This is a genomic window from Oscillatoria sp. HE19RPO (assembly GCF_024220515.1).
Lineage (GTDB): Bacteria > Cyanobacteriota > Cyanobacteriia > Cyanobacteriales > Laspinemataceae > Laspinema.
In genome coordinates, this window is record NZ_JAMXOT010000233.1 from 1 (window position 1) to 16028 (window position 16028).

At 48.5% G+C, this 16028-nt stretch carries 11 protein-coding genes and 1 pseudogene; 7 read left to right on the plus strand and 5 right to left on the minus strand.

Annotated elements, in window-relative coordinates:
• Positions 1–113, plus strand: a 113-nt coding sequence (locus NG833_RS31015) for a hypothetical protein (protein WP_375293919.1), incomplete at its 5' end; no start/stop codon positions are given.
• Positions 114–331: 218 nt separating this feature from the next.
• Here the strand turns inward: NG833_RS31015 and NG833_RS20440 are convergent.
• Entirely contained in the window at positions 332–694 is a 363-nt protein-coding gene (locus NG833_RS20440) for a response regulator transcription factor (protein ID WP_207088925.1), read from the minus strand.
• A gap of 1051 nt (positions 695–1745) precedes the next feature.
• On the opposite strand from NG833_RS20440, the gene pds reads away from it, so the two are divergent.
• The 3 genes from pds (at position 1746) to NG833_RS20455 (ending at position 5701) form a co-directional block, all read left to right on the plus strand.
• Positions 1746–3128 carry a 15-cis-phytoene desaturase gene (gene pds / locus NG833_RS20445; protein ID WP_254567118.1) on the plus strand — a complete coding sequence of 461 codons (1383 nt, stop codon included), beginning with the start codon at positions 1746–1748 and terminating at the stop codon, positions 3126–3128.
• Between the two features lie 100 nt (positions 3129–3228).
• Positions 3229–4155, plus strand: a complete 927-nt coding sequence (gene crtB / locus NG833_RS20450; protein ID WP_254567119.1) for a 15-cis-phytoene synthase CrtB — start codon at positions 3229–3231, stop codon at positions 4153–4155.
• Positions 4156–4633: 478 nt separating this feature from the next.
• Entirely contained in the window at positions 4634–5701 is a 1068-nt protein-coding gene (locus NG833_RS20455) for an EAL domain-containing protein (protein WP_254567120.1), read from the plus strand.
• Between the two features lie 243 nt (positions 5702–5944).
• Here NG833_RS20455 and NG833_RS20460 read toward each other — a convergent pair whose 3' ends face one another.
• Both NG833_RS20460 and NG833_RS30775 read right to left on the minus strand, forming a co-directional pair.
• Positions 5945–6466, minus strand: a complete 522-nt coding sequence (locus NG833_RS20460; protein ID WP_254567121.1) for an RNA-binding protein — start codon at positions 6464–6466, stop codon at positions 5945–5947.
• A gap of 877 nt (positions 6467–7343) precedes the next feature.
• Entirely contained in the window at positions 7344–9947 is a 2604-nt protein-coding gene (locus NG833_RS30775) for a M48 family metalloprotease (protein ID WP_305884998.1), read from the minus strand.
• A gap of 414 nt (positions 9948–10361) precedes the next feature.
• Here NG833_RS30775 and NG833_RS20470 point away from each other — a divergent pair, with 414 nt between their 5' ends.
• Complete coding sequence (locus tag NG833_RS20470) at positions 10362–10706, plus strand: DUF4870 domain-containing protein (RefSeq protein WP_254567122.1); 345 nt, start codon at positions 10362–10364, stop codon at positions 10704–10706.
• Between the two features lie 39 nt (positions 10707–10745).
• On the plus strand, positions 10746–11081 hold the full coding sequence (locus tag NG833_RS20475; protein ID WP_254567123.1) for a DUF4870 domain-containing protein: 336 nt from the start codon (positions 10746–10748) through the stop codon (positions 11079–11081).
• A gap of 473 nt (positions 11082–11554) precedes the next feature.
• Here NG833_RS20475 and NG833_RS20480 read toward each other — a convergent pair whose 3' ends face one another.
• Entirely contained in the window at positions 11555–12499 is a 945-nt protein-coding gene (locus NG833_RS20480; RefSeq protein WP_254567124.1) for a bestrophin family protein, read from the minus strand.
• A gap of 67 nt (positions 12500–12566) precedes the next feature.
• Positions 12567–14702 (minus strand): protein kinase, encoded by a 2136-nt coding sequence (locus NG833_RS20485; RefSeq protein WP_254567125.1) that lies wholly within the window; start codon positions 14700–14702, stop codon positions 12567–12569.
• Positions 14703–15438: 736 nt separating this feature from the next.
• Here NG833_RS20485 and NG833_RS20490 point away from each other — a divergent pair.
• A pseudogene (locus tag NG833_RS20490) lies at positions 15439–16002 on the plus strand (transposase); the annotation flags it as partial.
• Positions 16003–16028: the final 26 nt, after the last annotated feature.

Sequence of the window (16028 nt, forward strand, 5' to 3'; positions counted from 1 at the left end):
GCTACGAAATAGGAATCAAAGTGGCGGATCAAGACTTTAATTCTATTGCTATTGAGCGCCACTCTTGGAGAGGTGAATGGAACTATATCATTAAGCCCCGAGTCTTGTCGTAATTGACCAACTTATTTTTACACGGCTCCCTAGGGGCGATCGCAATGCCAGTCCATCTGATCTATCTACTCGATCCCTGGATAGACCGGTTCATCAATTTAAGGCCCCACTACCTCTGCTGGTGTGAAACTGTCCAAAAAATAGGGTCCGGCCCTCGAACAGGCGAGGGCATCGGTTGCTTGACAGCTACTCCACAGTCTGACGCCACTCCATGATCAGATCAGCGCAAGAGTTGTTTAATAGTCTGAATCAGTTCTGCCGGACGAAATGGTTTCGTGATGTAGGCATCCGCTCCTTGTTTCATCCCCCAATACCGATCAAATTCTTGACTTTTGCTCGTACACATGATAACGGGAATATTCTGGGCTTTCGGGTCATTTTTTAACCATCGACAAAGTTCATAGCCGTTCATTCTGGGCATGACAATATCGGTGACGACTAAATCCGGAGGTTTGGCCTGAATTTGTTCTTTGGCTTGTACTCCATCGGATGCTTCAATCACTTCCAAACCGCTTTTTTTCAGAATGTCCGATACCATTTCGCGTACCGTACCGCTATCATCCACAATTAGAATTATACTCATCGCTCCCTCCGTAATTTCTGGTTCTAAAGGTTTGGCGTATAATTCATCGTTCTTTTAATGCCAAGATGCTGTTGGCAAGGTGAGTGAATTATTAAGAGTAAACCCATAAAACTTAACAAGTTGATAATAATGGTTATTCTCTAGGGTCATAATGGGTCTGTCAAGAGATTGTCCCGATCGCTACTCCTTTATATTGCTCTGATCTGTCTAAACCGGATGGGTCTATGGAGAGGATGCACCACTTTAAGACCGCTTGCTCTGAAATGGAACTCGCCCTGGGGAGGGCATCCCTCTGTCCGAGGGATCTGCCACTGAATCAGCCCGGGTTCTAACGGGATTGCGTTTGACAATCGGACCAGAGGGTGACTAGACCTTTGCCGTGGGAATCCAGGGGCTAGAAGGAGGCAGGAGGAATCCTGAACCCTTTTGCGATCGCTGTCCTACATTATGGGCAGTAAAAACCCAAAGGATCTCTATCATCGCACGGGCCAAGCTCAGTGCGATCGCCAAATTCTGTTGAACTCAGAGTCAAAATCACAGTGTCCGAGTCAGCGATCGCATTGGACATAACAATGCTTAGACTGCTTCAACCTCTGTGCTCTGGACCCCTTCCCCTGGATTGGGTCAGCCTTGCCGGCCTATGACTCCACTAAACCGAATCAATGGCAGATTATATCATTGAATTTAGGGCCTTCGACTCCAGGGCGATCGGAATTTCACGACGGCCCTGCCCCAACAATTCAGGAAAGGCTTGACGGCGGAAAAATAACAATTTGGTAAGAGGGAATTGTTAAGCTGTTATTTTTTCAAAGAAAAACCCGAGAGGGTCCGGTTGGGAAAAGATTGTTGATACTCAATTAACAAGAAGTTATCCCCGTTACCCGAGGGGATTAGAGGGTGCAGTGGGCGATCGCCTTGGGGAGTCGAGAATATTATTTTGCAAAAACGCAGGTAAAAAAAGAAAATGTAACAGTTTGCAAAGGTATAATGAGAGGCAACTCAAAAAACTTAACACTATCTTAAAGAATCTCAACGAGGGGATTATTACCAAATGCGCGTGGCGATCGCAGGAGCGGGTTTAGCAGGACTTTCCTGCGCGAAATATCTGACTGACATGGGTCATACCCCCATAGTCCTGGAACGCCGGGACGTCCTTGGGGGGAAAGTAGCAGCATGGAAAGATGCAGACGGGGACTGGTACGAAACCGGACTGCACATTTTTTTTGGTGCCTATCCCAATATGTTGCAACTGTTTGGCGAACTAGGCATCGAAGACCGGCTGCAATGGAAAGAACATACCATGATCTTCAACCAGCCGGAGGCCCCAGGAACTTACTCCCGGTTTGATTTCCCGGATCTGCCCGCCCCCCTGAATGGGGTGATGGCAATCTTGGGAAATAACGATATGCTAACCTGGCCGGAGAAAATTCAGTTTGGCATCGGACTGATCCCAGCAATGGTGCAGGGACAGAAATATGTCGAAAAAATGGATAAATATTCATTCTCCGAATGGCTGAAGCGGAAAAATATCCCACCTCGGGTAGAAAAAGAAGTCTTCATCGCCATGTCCAAGGCGCTCAACTTCATCAACCCCGATGAAATTTCCGCAACCATCCTGCTGACGGCACTGAATCGGTTTTTGCAAGAGAAAAACGGGTCAAAAATGGCCTTTTTAGATGGATCCCCGACAGAACGGCTCTGTCAACCCATCGTGGACTACATTACCGAACGCGGTGGCGAAGTCCGGTTAAATGCACCCATTAAAGAGTTTTTGCTCGACGAACAAGGTGCAGTGAGCGGATTTGAGGTCCGAGGCATGGAGGGAAACCCTTCGGAAATCTTGACCGCAGATAGTTACGTCTCGGCGATGCCCGTGGACCCTCTAAAACTGATGTTACCGCCATCCTGGTGGGAGATGGAATATTTCCAACAACTCAAAGAGTTAGAAGGGGTGCCGGTGATTAACGTGCATCTGTGGTTTGACTGTAAACTCACGGATATCGATCACTTGCTGTTTTCGCGATCGCCCTTACTGAGCGTCTATGCGGACATGAGCAACACCTGTCGGGAATATGCCAATCCCGAGCGATCGATGCTGGAATTGGTCCTCGCACCAGCCAAGGACTGGATTTCCAAATCCGATGAAGAAATTGTCAACGCCACCATGAAAGAACTCTCCAATTTATTTCCCGATCACTTTTGTGGTAACAAACCGGCTAAATTAATAAAATATCACGTCGTCAAGACGCCGAGGTCGGTGTACAAAGCAACTCCCGGACGCCAAAATTACCGTCCGTCCCAAATCACACCGATCCCCAATTTCTATCTGACGGGCGATTACACCATGCAACGTTATCTTGCCAGTATGGAAGGAGCCGTACTTTCTGGTAAGCTGACAGCGCAGGCCATTGCGAGCCGTCAGTCCCAGAATTAATAATTTTAGAATTTAGATATTAGTAGTGGCCTACAACTCAAAATCCCTGAATTCCCAACCCAGAATTCTGGCATCTAAAGACGCTCCTTGCTTGCAACCAATGCTGCAACTGTCCGAACAACCACGCATGAAAACGCTGGCTTCCTTAGACGACGCTTATGAGCTCTGTCGCCAAATTACAGCGAAATATGCCCGCACCTTTTACCTGGGTACGCTGTTGATGCCAGAAGCGAAACGGCGGGCTATTTGGGCGATATACGCTTGGTGCCGTCGCACAGATGAATTGGTGGACGGACCTGGGGCGCGGTTTACCACCCCAGAAACCTTAGATCTGTGGGAGGGTTACCTCGAATCGATCTTTGCTGGAACTCCCCTGGAAGATACTGATGTGGCGATGGTGGATACAGTAGAACGCTTTTCCCTGGATATCCAGCCCTTTCGGGATATGATTTCCGGGCAGCGCATGGATCTGTACCGCAGTCGCTATCAAACCTTTGAGGACCTTGAGCTGTACTGCTACCGCGTAGCCGGTACCGTGGGCTTAATGTCCCTGCCGGTGATGGGAATTGCCCCCGTGGTCCGGTCCTCTCCTTGGGAGACTTCCGAACCTTCGGATCCATCAGCAGAGGCGGTCGCCCTCGGCATTGCCAATCAACTGACCAATATCCTGCGGGATGTGGGGGAAGATGCTCGCCGAGGTCGGATTTATCTGCCTCTGGAGGAACTGGCTTTGTTTGACTACACCGAAGAGGACCTCTTGAATGGGGTCGTCGATGAGCGATGGCAGCAACTGATGCGTTTCCAAATTCAACGCGCCCGCAAGTTCTATGTCAAGGCAGAAAAGGGCATTCTGGCCCTGAATCCCGATGCTCGGTGGCCCGTCTGGTCCGCCACGATGCTTTACAGCCAAATTCTCGATGCGATCGAGCGCAACGAATACGATGTATTTCGTCAGCGGGCGGTCGTCCCCCGTTTTCGCAAGATGATCTCTTTGCCTCTAGCATGGCTCAGGGCGCAAGTTCTGTAAGGAAACCTGGTTTAGATAGAGATTTTCGGCGATCGCTTCTGGATGCGATCGCAACCCCACCATCCAGTCACCGCAAAAATGGAAGTTTAGCCTCAGTCGGCAAACTTCCATTTTTTGTGTCTACATTTTGGTAAGCCAAATTAATGACTCTTTAGCATCAGCCTCGTTAGCCTCGTTTGTAGGAACGAACGAGGCTGATGCAGGTTTGTCTTCATTTACCTCTTGAGGACGATGACAAAAGTCGGAAAATCCGGTGATATCAAGAGAATAAGGACTGAACATCTTTTTATCCTATCTCCACTCCATTCTCCATCGTTCGTTCGGCGCTAACGGTTGATTTCCCGCGCCTTAACCCATGCTTAAAGATGAGCCTAAACTCCGCTTGAGATTCAGGTTACGAGCTTTTCGAGCGGATAGGCATTATCATAGATTACAAGAAATTCATATTTCTTAACAAATATTAAAGATTTAAAAAACTATGTCCTCTATGACTCTCTTAAGCGAAAGGCCCAAACTGCTGATTCAGCCGAATGACCCGGACACCGGAACCTGTCTGGCGAACCTGGGATTTCAACCCGTTCCAGCAGTCCCCCTCCTGTTTTATCGCATCGTGACCAAGAGCCAACTGACGGAGATATTCTGGCAATTGAGCAACCAGTTGGGAGAGATGGCTCAAAACGCCTCTCGGTTCTGTGTCACCCAAATATCCCTAGACTCAACCCATCTCCTGTTGGAATTTCTCAAAGCACAGCCGCTGATTTCCGTGACCAATTCCATCAAATATGCCTGGTTTTTGCGACTGCTGCTCCAACAAGGGCTATTTTTTAAATATCAACCCATTTTTTCCCTGAAATCGGGTCAAATCACCGCTTATGAATGTCTGGCTCGCGCCCTGGGCGATCGGGGACAGTGCTACAGTGGCGGAATGTTAATTGAGGCGGCGATCGCCACGGACTTATCCCAGGAATTTGATGAACTGGCGCGGACAACTTGTATCGAATCCCTTGCCGATTTAAAGAGCGATCGCCAGTTTTTTGTTAACCTTTTACCCAATGCCATTATTCAAAATCCGGACTCCCTGGAACAGAATTTACAACAAATTCTGGACTTAGGATTGCGCCCCGAACAAATCATTTTTGAGTTAACCGAAGTAGAAGTTTTAGCTCAAAGTGACAAACTCCCACGGCTTATCGAACAGATGCGCGCCTGGGGATTTGGAATTGCTGTGGATGATCTGTGTGGTTGTGTCTCGGTAGATCACTATGCCATGGAACTCAAACCCGATATTGTTAAATTAGACCGACGTTTGATCCACGGCTGTAGCCAGTTTACCCTCAAACAAACGTTAATCAAGAGTTTGCTAGAGTCGGCTCACTCTGAGGGAATTCTCGTTTTAGCAGAAGGCTTAGAAACCCTTCAGGATGTCCAATTTTGCCAGGAGTTGGGGGTAGATTTTGGCCAAGGATTTGGTTTAGCTCGTCCCGAGGCGCACCTCCAGCAACAGCCATTTGAGCGCTTGGATCTGATGATGTCTAAAGCCTCTTAGGGTTTCAGCGATCGCTTCTGGGTTATAAATGAATCGGATTATACAGGATAAAAACCCCTTTGGGGGTGTTGTGAAAAAAATTTCCTCGGGCAATTTGGACCCCGGGAAATCTATAATCCGAAAAAAGAACCGCGATCGCAGAAGATGCGATCGCGGAAATAGCTGAAGAAAAACAACCCATTGGATTTTTTCCCCCTGTTAACCCGTCACCTGAATGCAGATTGAGTGGGAAATTCCCTTGAGTTAGGAATTGCTGGCTTGAGCTGCCAACATCTGTTTGAGCTTTTCTAACTCTCCAGCCCAACGGGGATCCGGCTGGACCGAATCCGAGTCTTGACTGCCACTGCTGCTGCTGCTGCCGGTTGAGCGTTTCGACTTGTTACCGCGATTCCCTCCTCCGGTGGTGGGTTTAGCCACCTTAGCTGCGGCGGGTGTCGGTGTGGTGGTGGGGGTTGCAGTCGCCTCCCCAGTCTCTGCGGTGGGTGCGCCTTCTTGTTCCTCGTCACCTTTCCCCTTCTTGCGAGGCAATGCCTTTTCAATTTTCAGAGGGGTATCTTGGAACATATAACCGTTGAACTTTTCGATAAATTCGTCGGCTTGCTCGTCATTCTTTACTGTGACGAATCCGAACCCCCGACACTTGCCCGTCTTGCGATCGGTAATGACTTTAGTGGTCACAGAATCACCGGCTTCAGCAAAGACGTCTTGCAGTTCTTTGCGATCGACTTCTTTTGGCAGATTACCTATATAAAGACGAATCGACATTTGAGATACCTCCTATCTTTTGGAAAATCAATTAAATACAAAACCTTCTTTTTTGACTCGATCGGTTGGTTCGGGGCTTCGTCGTTAACGACTTAAAGCCAGAGCTTTCCTGTCCTCTCATTACCCTTTGATCGCACAAGGGTAAAAGTAGTAACGGCTTGGCTTTTATCAATCGGTTCACTGTTGCTCACCCAACCCCAGGCATACCCTATCGAAAAAAATACGCGCCAACACATTGCCTCGAACGCTTGTAACAATTCGGTGAAATTTTAAGGAGGGCATTGGATTTTTCAGGATTCCTTTCTTCTGCTTTTGATAAAAATCTGCTGTAGGAAACATCTACTCGATTCGGGGCTTCCAAACCACCGACGAGCATACTCCCGTTCTCCTTAATACCACCTAGGTAAACTTCAAACGGCTCAAGTGTAAAGTTGATGCGTTTCTCAATATGGGCGCTCTCTTACTCACTCTAACAGAAATGGGGGATTATCTCCCATCCCATTACTTTTTTTTGGCCTCAATCGAGCCACTCTTAAAAATATCACAGCTTATGCAGGTGAGCTAGTAGTTGACTCAAAATTTTTCGATTTCCCGACTATAAATTTTACCATTAGCCGATCGCTGTCAAATATTTTCCCCCTTTCCCGCCCATTTTGTTGGCTGTTTCAACTTGTTCTCAATTCCGAGGGAAAACCCGCCCTTATGTTGGACCTGGTGCTGTTTCCCTGGATGGGAAGCCATCAACCCTGAGTTGCACCAGGGGGTTGACCCACGGTGAAACCAGTGTTTTTTCCAGATTAGCCCCAGGATGGACGGGTTTAATTAAGAATTGTAACAAATTCCGGACGGATTCTGAGTCCGGGCTTTCACTTTTGTCCTAGCTCCCCCCCTTAGACATCCAGTAAACGCCTAACAGTACCGCAACTCCTGCCAAAATCGTAGACCAGATCGGGTGACCACTAGCGTGAGTTTTGCCCTCTGCGGTGGTCAATCGGTCCAGATCAATCCAAGGCGTCGCACCCCGACGGAACCAACCGACTGCCGAAATTGTCTGTCCCACGAGATCACTAGGACGCTTCGACAAAAACCAAAGATACCCAAAAACCCCCAAATTGGAGGCGGCGTGCAACTTCACTAATCCTGTTGGGGAGTGCAAAATTAAATCTTGCGCCAGCCAATTGCTGATTCCGCGCCGTCCGAGGAGTTGTCCCTCCAAACCAATGGGTAAACTATCCACCGGAATGGCATCGGGATCCGTGAGGAGTTCGGGCAACTTGGGGTTGGTGCGGATATTTTTAGAGGTAATGTCTGGGAAAAAGGAATTGATCCGCAGAACAATCCCCAAACTTACCCCTATTAATAAAGAACCCTGGAGAATCGAGCGATCGCCCCACACCCAATCCAGGGCCCCAAACCCCAAGTTCACCGCAACTGCGCCCAATCCCCACAGCATCAACCCAGCGATTAACCCCAGGGGAAGACCAAAATAGGGTGCACCTTGTAATAACAGGCGTTTGACCCGCCAACGGGGAGATTTTGCGGGGGCCACTGCGCCATCCCTAGCAAAATCCAACTCAGCATCCAGCTTCCAAAACCGCGCATATAAATCCAAGAGGGTGAGGCGATCGCCCAAAGGCGGATGAGATTGGGGAAGTGTCAACCATTTTTTGTAAATATTGTGGCGGTCCCACTCCAGAAGATTTTCCCAAGAATGATAGGCAGAACAACTCCCCAAGGTCATCCCTTGCACATAGCCGACTGGCGAGAGTAAATCGAATCCTTCCAGCACAAAACTGGTGTGACCCTGTTTCTCCACATCCTGGGCAATCCCAATTGCCATTTTCAGTAAAGCGCGAGTCAGCGCATTGGGATTTCCTGTTAAAGAGGCAGAGGCGCGATCGCTGTAATAAAACCGCAAGCGCGACAGGAATAAAACCGGCCAACGCAAGACCCAGTACAACCCGTAGGCGACTGCGGAAATCACCCCTGCCGTCTGGCACATCACCCGGCCAAACCACTCCTGAGAGTCCAACCACTTATCCCCATCCCGGGACACCTGCCAATAGAGCACATAAGGAACTTGACAGAGTAACACCGCCAAAGACATCAGGGGAAAATCCCAATTTTCTAAATGTCCTAACTCACCGGCATAAATTGCTGCAATTTCATCGTCCTCTAATTGCTCTAATAACCCTTGACTGACGACAATTCGGGCGAACCGAGGAGCAAAACCATAGGTCATGGCGATCGGTGCATCGGTGGGAATCACCCCCAGGGACAGGGCGGGTTGCTTGCGTTCCAAACTAAAGCGGGATAGCAATTTCCGCGCTTCTGGACTGTAGTTACCGAGTTTCGGTGGCGGGAGTTTTTCCATGCCATAAGCGAAGCGCAGCAGTAAATCCAGCAACCAGGGCGAGGCAACCAGCAATAGGATAAGTACGCCCAACAAGGTCCAAGTTTGGTCTCGATAAAAACTTTGGATCGGCCCTAAGAGGGGGAGTCGATAGAACAGGTCATTCGCCGTTGCCATTCCCCAATTCATGAAAATCCGCAGGACCCAAAACAGGGCGATCGCACTGCCGACTTGGGCAAACAATAGATAAGTTGGTTTAACGGGTTTGAGTTTGCGCCAGTTTTGCGCCCGTCCTGCCTGACGCCATTGCCGAGGTTGTGGAGTCGGAACCGTTGATTCCGGAGGAGTCGGTGAGGGTTGTCCGGACTGCGATGCCCTTGCCGAAGGTGAAGAATCAGCCTTCTTTGTAGAGGAGGTTAAATAATCGATCCCATCGGTATCGGGTTCTAAGGGGAGGACTTGTGGGGAATCCTGCCGGGAAACCGGGGGCCTGGGAGGCTGATGCGGCGCGGGTGGCGATGAGCCTGGAGTTAAGGGACTGACTCCTAGCCGGGGGGTGGCCCCTCCTGGAGGTCTGGGTGGCATCGGTGGCGGCAGGGGGGGTGGGTTGCCGGGGGACCGGGGCGCAGGTTTAGCTTGAGCCGGTTCTAGGGGGACAAATCCCGTGGAATTTCCCCGGGAGAGGGGGGAAATGATGTCTTTGGAGGTGGGGTTCTTGAGGGGGGAGGGTTGAGCAGGTCCGGAAGAGGAGGGGTTTAATGGCACAAATCCGGTGGGATCTCCTCCGAGGGGGGAAGGCGGATTGCCGGGGCGATCGACCGTTTTCGGGGTCTGGGGTTGAGATCCGGGTGAAGAGGGAGCCGATTGATTCAACTGAGCCAGGGTCCGCACGGCCCAGTCTTTGACCTTGGGACTGTCCGATGCGGTCAAGGTTTGGCATAAGGCGATCGCCTTAGACTGAGTGCGGTTCCCTTTGTAGGCCATGACCAACCCCATCGTCGCCCGATCGACGGTGGGTTGATGGAGTTCTTGTTCGCAAACCTTGGATAAAATGGCGATCGCCATTTCATAATTCTTTTGTTTGAGCGCCGCCAACCCTGTTTGGAGATCCGAGTGTTCCATAGCCATCGATTCGCAATTGGTAGATGAACCAAGAGGTTCAACGAGAACTAAACAGTCAGAATCGAGAAGGTGGGGGATGGTTCAGTCTCGATTCTTAAATGCTCTATAGCCAGTCTAAATCATTCCTAGCCCGAATCTGTGAGGGATAGCCCTGGGTCCCTGGGTCCGAGAGTTTTTGGGACCCGGGAGTTTTCCCGAGGTGGATCTGAGTCAGGTGCGGTATCGGGCTTGGTTTGTCAACTGTCTTAAGGGGTGTGGACATCATCAATAGAATAGGGGGAAGTTTCCCCCCTTTGGATCACTCGGGCTGTTGCAAAATTGAGATAGATTAAAAGGCGACCTCATCCGAGATGGGTGGCGATCGCATCATATCCCTAGGGATTTTTCACGGAAGTTTAATCATAATAAGGAGTTCAATTCATGTACGATGCAGACAAACGCAAGCTGTTATCCCTGCTGTCTCATGGGGCAATTTTTTTCAGTACAACTTTGGTGTCTGTTGGGATTCCTCTGGCGATTTTATTTGTGTCCGATGACCCGGTTGTGAAAGATAATGCCAAAGAATCTATCAATTTTCATTTGAATGTCTGGGCTTGGGGTGCGGTGATTGTTGCCCTGAGTTTTCTGACTTTTGGCTTGTTGGGATTTATTCTCGCCCCTGCTGGATTTGTTCTCCATTGGGGATTGACGGCGTTTGCGTTGCTCAAGGTGTTCGGAAATCCAGACCGCCCCTTCGAGTATCCTTTTATTTTCCGCGTGTTATAACGGGAGTAGAAGGCGATCGGCAATATTGGAGGATTTTTTATGTACGATTCAGATAAACGAAAGTTGTTATCGGTTTTGTCTCATGGAGCGATTTTTTTGAGTGCTACAGTTCTTTCCGTTGGATTGCCGATCGCCATCTTGTTTCTGTCCGAGGACCCGGTGGTTAAAGGGAATGCCCGAGAATCTATCAATTTTCATCTCAATATTTATCTCTATGGCGTCGTCTTTGGCATCTTGACTATGATCCTGATTGGGTTTCCTCTCCTGTTTCTTTTATTAGCCGCTATGTGGATTCTGCCGATTATGGCCATTGTGAAGGTTCTCTCGGACCCCACTTTGATTTACCGCTATCCGTTCATTTTCCGGCTCGTTTAGTTGGTATTTGAGGGCAATATTATCTCCTGTCAAGGGGATTTCACCCAAGCGGTTGGGGCAATTTATAAATTGCCCCAACCGCTTGGGTGAGTTGATACTTCAATCCTGTAAGGTAGATTATTTCTCCCTTTTCAAAAATAAGTTAAGGAAGAGATAGCTGATGTTTTATAGCCTTTCTCTGGTTGGTGAAGTATATGGAGGATCCCCCTAAATCCCCCTTAACAAGGGGGACTGGACAGGTTCCCCCCTTGTTAAGGGGGGCTAGGGCGTCGGTTCAGTAGTAGATCCGCTAGGACAAGAAACCCGGTTTCTTAACCCAGATGTTGATGATTCGCAACAGATTAGGACCAGAAACCGGGTTTCTAACCTTTACTGTACCGACGCCCTAGGGGGGATCGAGTCAACGTACCTCATGAATATGAAAATTGCTATATCAGATAAAAATATAAAAAATATTTTCTGTTAATAAAACTTTAATGGTCTTTTTTCATTGGATAATGGTCGGAAAATCTGGGAAAATTTTCTGAAGCCTGAGCGTTGGCCGATAGAGAAATCAAATCTTCGATATTGACCCGCATGGTAGAGCAAATGGTCTCCAGGGGTAAATCATTAGAATCATATCCAAACGGATTTTCGATTTGAATTCCGATTTCTTCTATGCCTAATAAAGTAAAGCTAATTAAAGCAGCAACGGGTCCGGTCCATAAATCTAAGTGACTGACAATTTGAAACGGCAGCGCCAGACAATAAATGAGGAGAAGCTGTTTCAAATGGATAGCATAAGCTACAGGCATCGGCGTTTTTAAAATCCGTTCTGATGCACCCAAGGTATCCACCATTGTATCTAACAGCTTGAGCATGGTGGTGAGTTGATAAATATCTAGTTTATTCAGACGATATTGTTTTTGAAGGTAATCTCCCAGCCAAAAGGCAATTTCCAGAGGAGGGTGATTCATCTTTTTGAGCTTTTCATACTGTTCTGGAGAAACTAAACCTTGTAGTTCTTCCAGCTTGATGGGTTCCTTTCTTAAGTGTAATTTAGTAGCCACGGCAAAGGCAACTAACAACCTCAAATGATTGACTTTTTCCGTGGTATCTTCGGGATTATTTTCACCAATGGCTACCAAAATGTGCCGAGAAAGGTTGCGAACCGAGTTAACCAGGGTTCCCCAGGTTTTTCGTCCTTCCCAAAAGCGATCGTAAGCTGTATTGGTTCTAAAAACTAACAATAATCCTAGTACAATGGTGGGAACCAATCCCTCTAAGACGGGCCAAGAAACGGGATAACCGAAGCGATATAATATAGAGATAATTAATCCAAATAAACCACTACATAAAACCGGAGGTAAAATAGAGGGAATGACGGAGCCTTTGAGTTGAAAAATCAGATGCAAGCCTTTTAGGGTTTTGAGTTTCATAGCATTGGCCGATCGCAGAACAAATGAAGAAGACTCCGGTTGGGGATGCCATGACAGGAGTTAATTTTTAAGGTTGACTCACCGATGGCACGCGCCAAATTTTAATAGTTTCATCCGGAGAACCACTCAAGAGCGTTTTCCCATCAGAAGTAATCGCAATTCCACTGACATAACTAGAATGACCTGTAAGCTGATAGCGCCTGGTTCCACTAGCTAAATCCCAAATTTCGATGGTCCCCCCACTACTGGCCAACATCTTACCCTCGGGACCGATCGCCACGGACCTCACCCAACTGGAATCTCCCCTAAGCTGATAGCGTCTTTCTCCGGTTCTGAGATCCCAAACTGCAATGGTATTATCGCGACTGCCACTGACGAGGGTGTTACCATCAGGACTGATAGCTAGGGAAAGAACGGGATGAGCATGACCTCGCAGGGTTAACAGTCTCGCGCCGGTTGCTAAATCCCAAATTTTTACGGTATTGTCATTGGCCGCACTAATAATTCGGCGGCCATCGGGAGTAAAGGCGATCGCATTCACCGCAGATCCTGCCTGAATGGTGCGGAGGCGAGTCCCACTTCTGATATCCCAAATCTTAATCGTATTATCATCGGATCCACTGGCTAACCGCTGACCATCGGGAGTAAACGCCAGGGTATTCACGGGACCCCAATGAGCCCCGGGTCCGGCGATGGTCAGCATTCGGGACCCATTATTCATGTTCCATAATCGAATCGTCTTGTCAGCGGAACCACTGGCGAGGGTTTGACCATTGGGACTCACAGCTAGGGTCCTTACCCAGTCTTTATGCGCCGCAATGGTGTGCAGCAATTCGCCACTGTTGAGATTCCAGATGCGGATGGTGCCAAAACTTCCGCTGGCAAAGGTTCCCCCTTCGGATTGACTGGAAGCGTCGGGAACCGGACTCATGGCGAGCGACTGAACTTGACCCACTTCCCGGATACTTTTTCTTAAAAAGAGACTGCTGGGGATATTGATCAGGAGTCCGACGGGATTAGCGGGAAATAGTCCATATCGCCAATAGCCATAGACTTGAGAGGTGGCCAACAGGACTAATAGGATGGAGATCGCGGAAATCCAGGGTTTTTTGCCCCCTGTTTTCAAAAATCGGTTTTTACTACTGCTATTCTTCGGGGGGTAGACGGGTTTATATTTCGATCGCAGTCTTCTCGATTCCGTAGCGGTTGATTTCGAGTTGCTATGGGAACCTGTATTGTAATTCCCCCGCGTTCCAGAAGTGCCGATTCCGGTGTTCGCATCCCCAACTTCCCCATTCGGCGGCGTCAAGTCAACCTCTGCCAGACATTGCAAAATAGCTTGTGCACTTTGAGGCCGTTTTCCCGGAAAAGGGGCCATTAAGTAATCAATGACATCCCCAAAAGACTTGGAAATCTGCGGTGCACTATTGCGCCAGACGAGTTTTCCCGTCCGAGGATTTTCTGAGAAGGCTGTAGGCGGTTTCGCCGTGAGCAAAAAGACTAGGGTCCGGCCTAAAGCATAAAAATCTGATTGCGGTACTGCCTTACCATTGGCTTGTTCCGGTGGCGTATAGCCCGGAGAGACGATGCCGGTAATGTTTTGACCCTGCCCCACTTTCGCAAAGTAGGTATTCGTGACTTCCCGGGCGGCCCCAAAGTCAATCAACACCACTTGTCCATTCAAGCGAATCATGATGTTGAGGGGCTTGATATCCCGATGGAAAAAGTTTTGTTGGTGGACGCGATCGAGAATCTCCACCATTTGTTTTAACCAATCAATGGCTTGGTTTTGGGTGACGGGCCGATTTCCCCGTTTTTTCATCCAATCCCGCAGGTTCAACCCACTGATTTTTTCCATAATTAAGCAGTGGATCGGTTCAGTTTCCCCCGGAGGTGTGATCGCAAAGTACGCATCGGGCTCTACTTTGGGAATCCCCGGATGGTTGATCCGTTTGAGCACATCGGCTTCCTGTTGAAAAAGCTCTACTGCCTTTTCATGGTTTTGCAGCAATACTTTCAGGACCTTGATGGTACCTTGGTCATCCACTTCAAAAGTTTTACCAAAGCCTCCACCGCCAAGGGGTTTGATAATCCGATACCGTCCTTGCAGGAGTACATCACAGCCACAGTGAACGCATTTGACCTGGTTCGCATTGGCTGGTTCATTAGGATGGGGACATTTGGGATTCAGGCAATAACTCACAGAAGCTACATTACCCTATATTCTGACTGCACGTCTCAAGAACACTATAACTTGCAGTTATCATTCCTAACTGTAGGGTCTTGCCAACTTATTGGCAATTTCCTCGGTTACTTGACCCTCTAGCTGCATTAGTAGCGGAACCCATCGAGATTGCTTGATTTTTGCCCTGCTATTCTTTACCGATGGGTTAACCCGGTTGGCTTTTGGGAAAGGTCATCCGTCGAAGCCAGTTCTTAAACCTCCATTAAAGATTAGCAATTATCCGGTATCAAAATGATTCGGTTTCAATTTTTATGCCGATCGCCGGTTTCCGGGTACCCCCACCTTTGAATGGTCTGCCGTTCTATCCCGAGGGGTTGACTCCTTTTTCTCCTGACCCGACTCCTGGCCCCTGTTTTCAGCTTCCCCTGGGCAGGTTGCCCTCTGCTTGGGTTCCGATTCCTGGCATTGAAGGGGGCGACTGCCTGGATATGGCCCTGAATTCGGCCTGGTTCTCCCCCAGGATAAAACCCAGGTGGCGATCGCACTCCCCCAGGCTACATTTTAGCTAAATTCTCCCCTGATGTTCAGTTGGCACAGACTCGTCCAGATGAGCGGTTCCCGATTCAATATTTCCTGAACACTTCTTCCGTTCCAGGTCGTCGGTTCAGTACCCGGTCTTGACAAAACGACTCGACTATGCATAACTGAAATTGACGACCCGATTAAATTAAGCGCTCATTACTCCCTAAAGTCTATGCGTCCTCCTTTGTGGCATCCCCCAGTAGAGCTATCAGATTCAGAACAGGTAATTATTAATCGCATCAAAAAAGCCAAGCTGTTTACTTTTCTTCGCCTGAACCGTCTGTACATATTCAATGATGAGTTTCAAGAAGAACTTGCCACAATTTTTAAAGACAGCACAATGGGCTACTGTCCCATCGCACCAGCACAATTGGCTTTAGCCACTATTCTCCAAGCTTATATGGGGATTTCTGACGATGAAGTGATTGAAGAGCTAGTCATGGATCTGCGATGGTAATTAGTTCTGAATGGCCTGAACTGTGAAAAACCCCCATTCAGTAAAGCCACTTTAATAAGATTCAGAAGTGCCTTAATTAAAAAAGGCTTTGACCAGCGTTTAATTGACCGTACTGTAGAAATTGCCAAGCTCAAAGGAGGCTTTGGTTCGGCTAAGTTAAGAGCTGCATTAGATTCCTCTCCATTATGGGGTGCAGGTAAGGTTGAAGATCCCTATAATCTCTTGGGTCATGCTCTGCTTAAGGCGTTGAGTATTATATCTAGCCAGCTTCGGGTGGGGGCTGGCAGAAATTGCCAATGAAGCGG

Bases quoted from the DNA above. Each gene is read 5' to 3' on its own strand.
- pds (WP_254567118.1), top strand. From the start codon at position 1,746: ATGCGCGTGGCGATCGCAGGAGCGGGTTTAGCAGGACTTTCCTGCGCG.
- NG833_RS20455 (WP_254567120.1), top strand. From the start codon at position 4,634: ATGTCCTCTATGACTCTCTTAAGCGAAAGGCCCAAACTGCTGATTCAG.
- NG833_RS20480 (WP_254567124.1), bottom strand. From the start codon at position 12,499: ATGAAACTCAAAACCCTAAAAGGCTTGCATCTGATTTTTCAACTCAAA.
- NG833_RS20475 (WP_254567123.1), top strand. From the start codon at position 10,746: ATGTACGATTCAGATAAACGAAAGTTGTTATCGGTTTTGTCTCATGGA.
- NG833_RS20460 (WP_254567121.1), bottom strand. From the start codon at position 6,466: ATGTCGATTCGTCTTTATATAGGTAATCTGCCAAAAGAAGTCGATCGC.
- NG833_RS30775 (WP_305884998.1), bottom strand. From the start codon at position 9,947: ATGGCTATGGAACACTCGGATCTCCAAACAGGGTTGGCGGCGCTCAAA.
- NG833_RS20470 (WP_254567122.1), top strand. From the start codon at position 10,362: ATGTACGATGCAGACAAACGCAAGCTGTTATCCCTGCTGTCTCATGGG.
- crtB (WP_254567119.1), top strand. From the start codon at position 3,229: ATGCTGCAACTGTCCGAACAACCACGCATGAAAACGCTGGCTTCCTTA.
- NG833_RS20440 (WP_207088925.1), bottom strand. From the start codon at position 694: ATGAGTATAATTCTAATTGTGGATGATAGCGGTACGGTACGCGAAATG.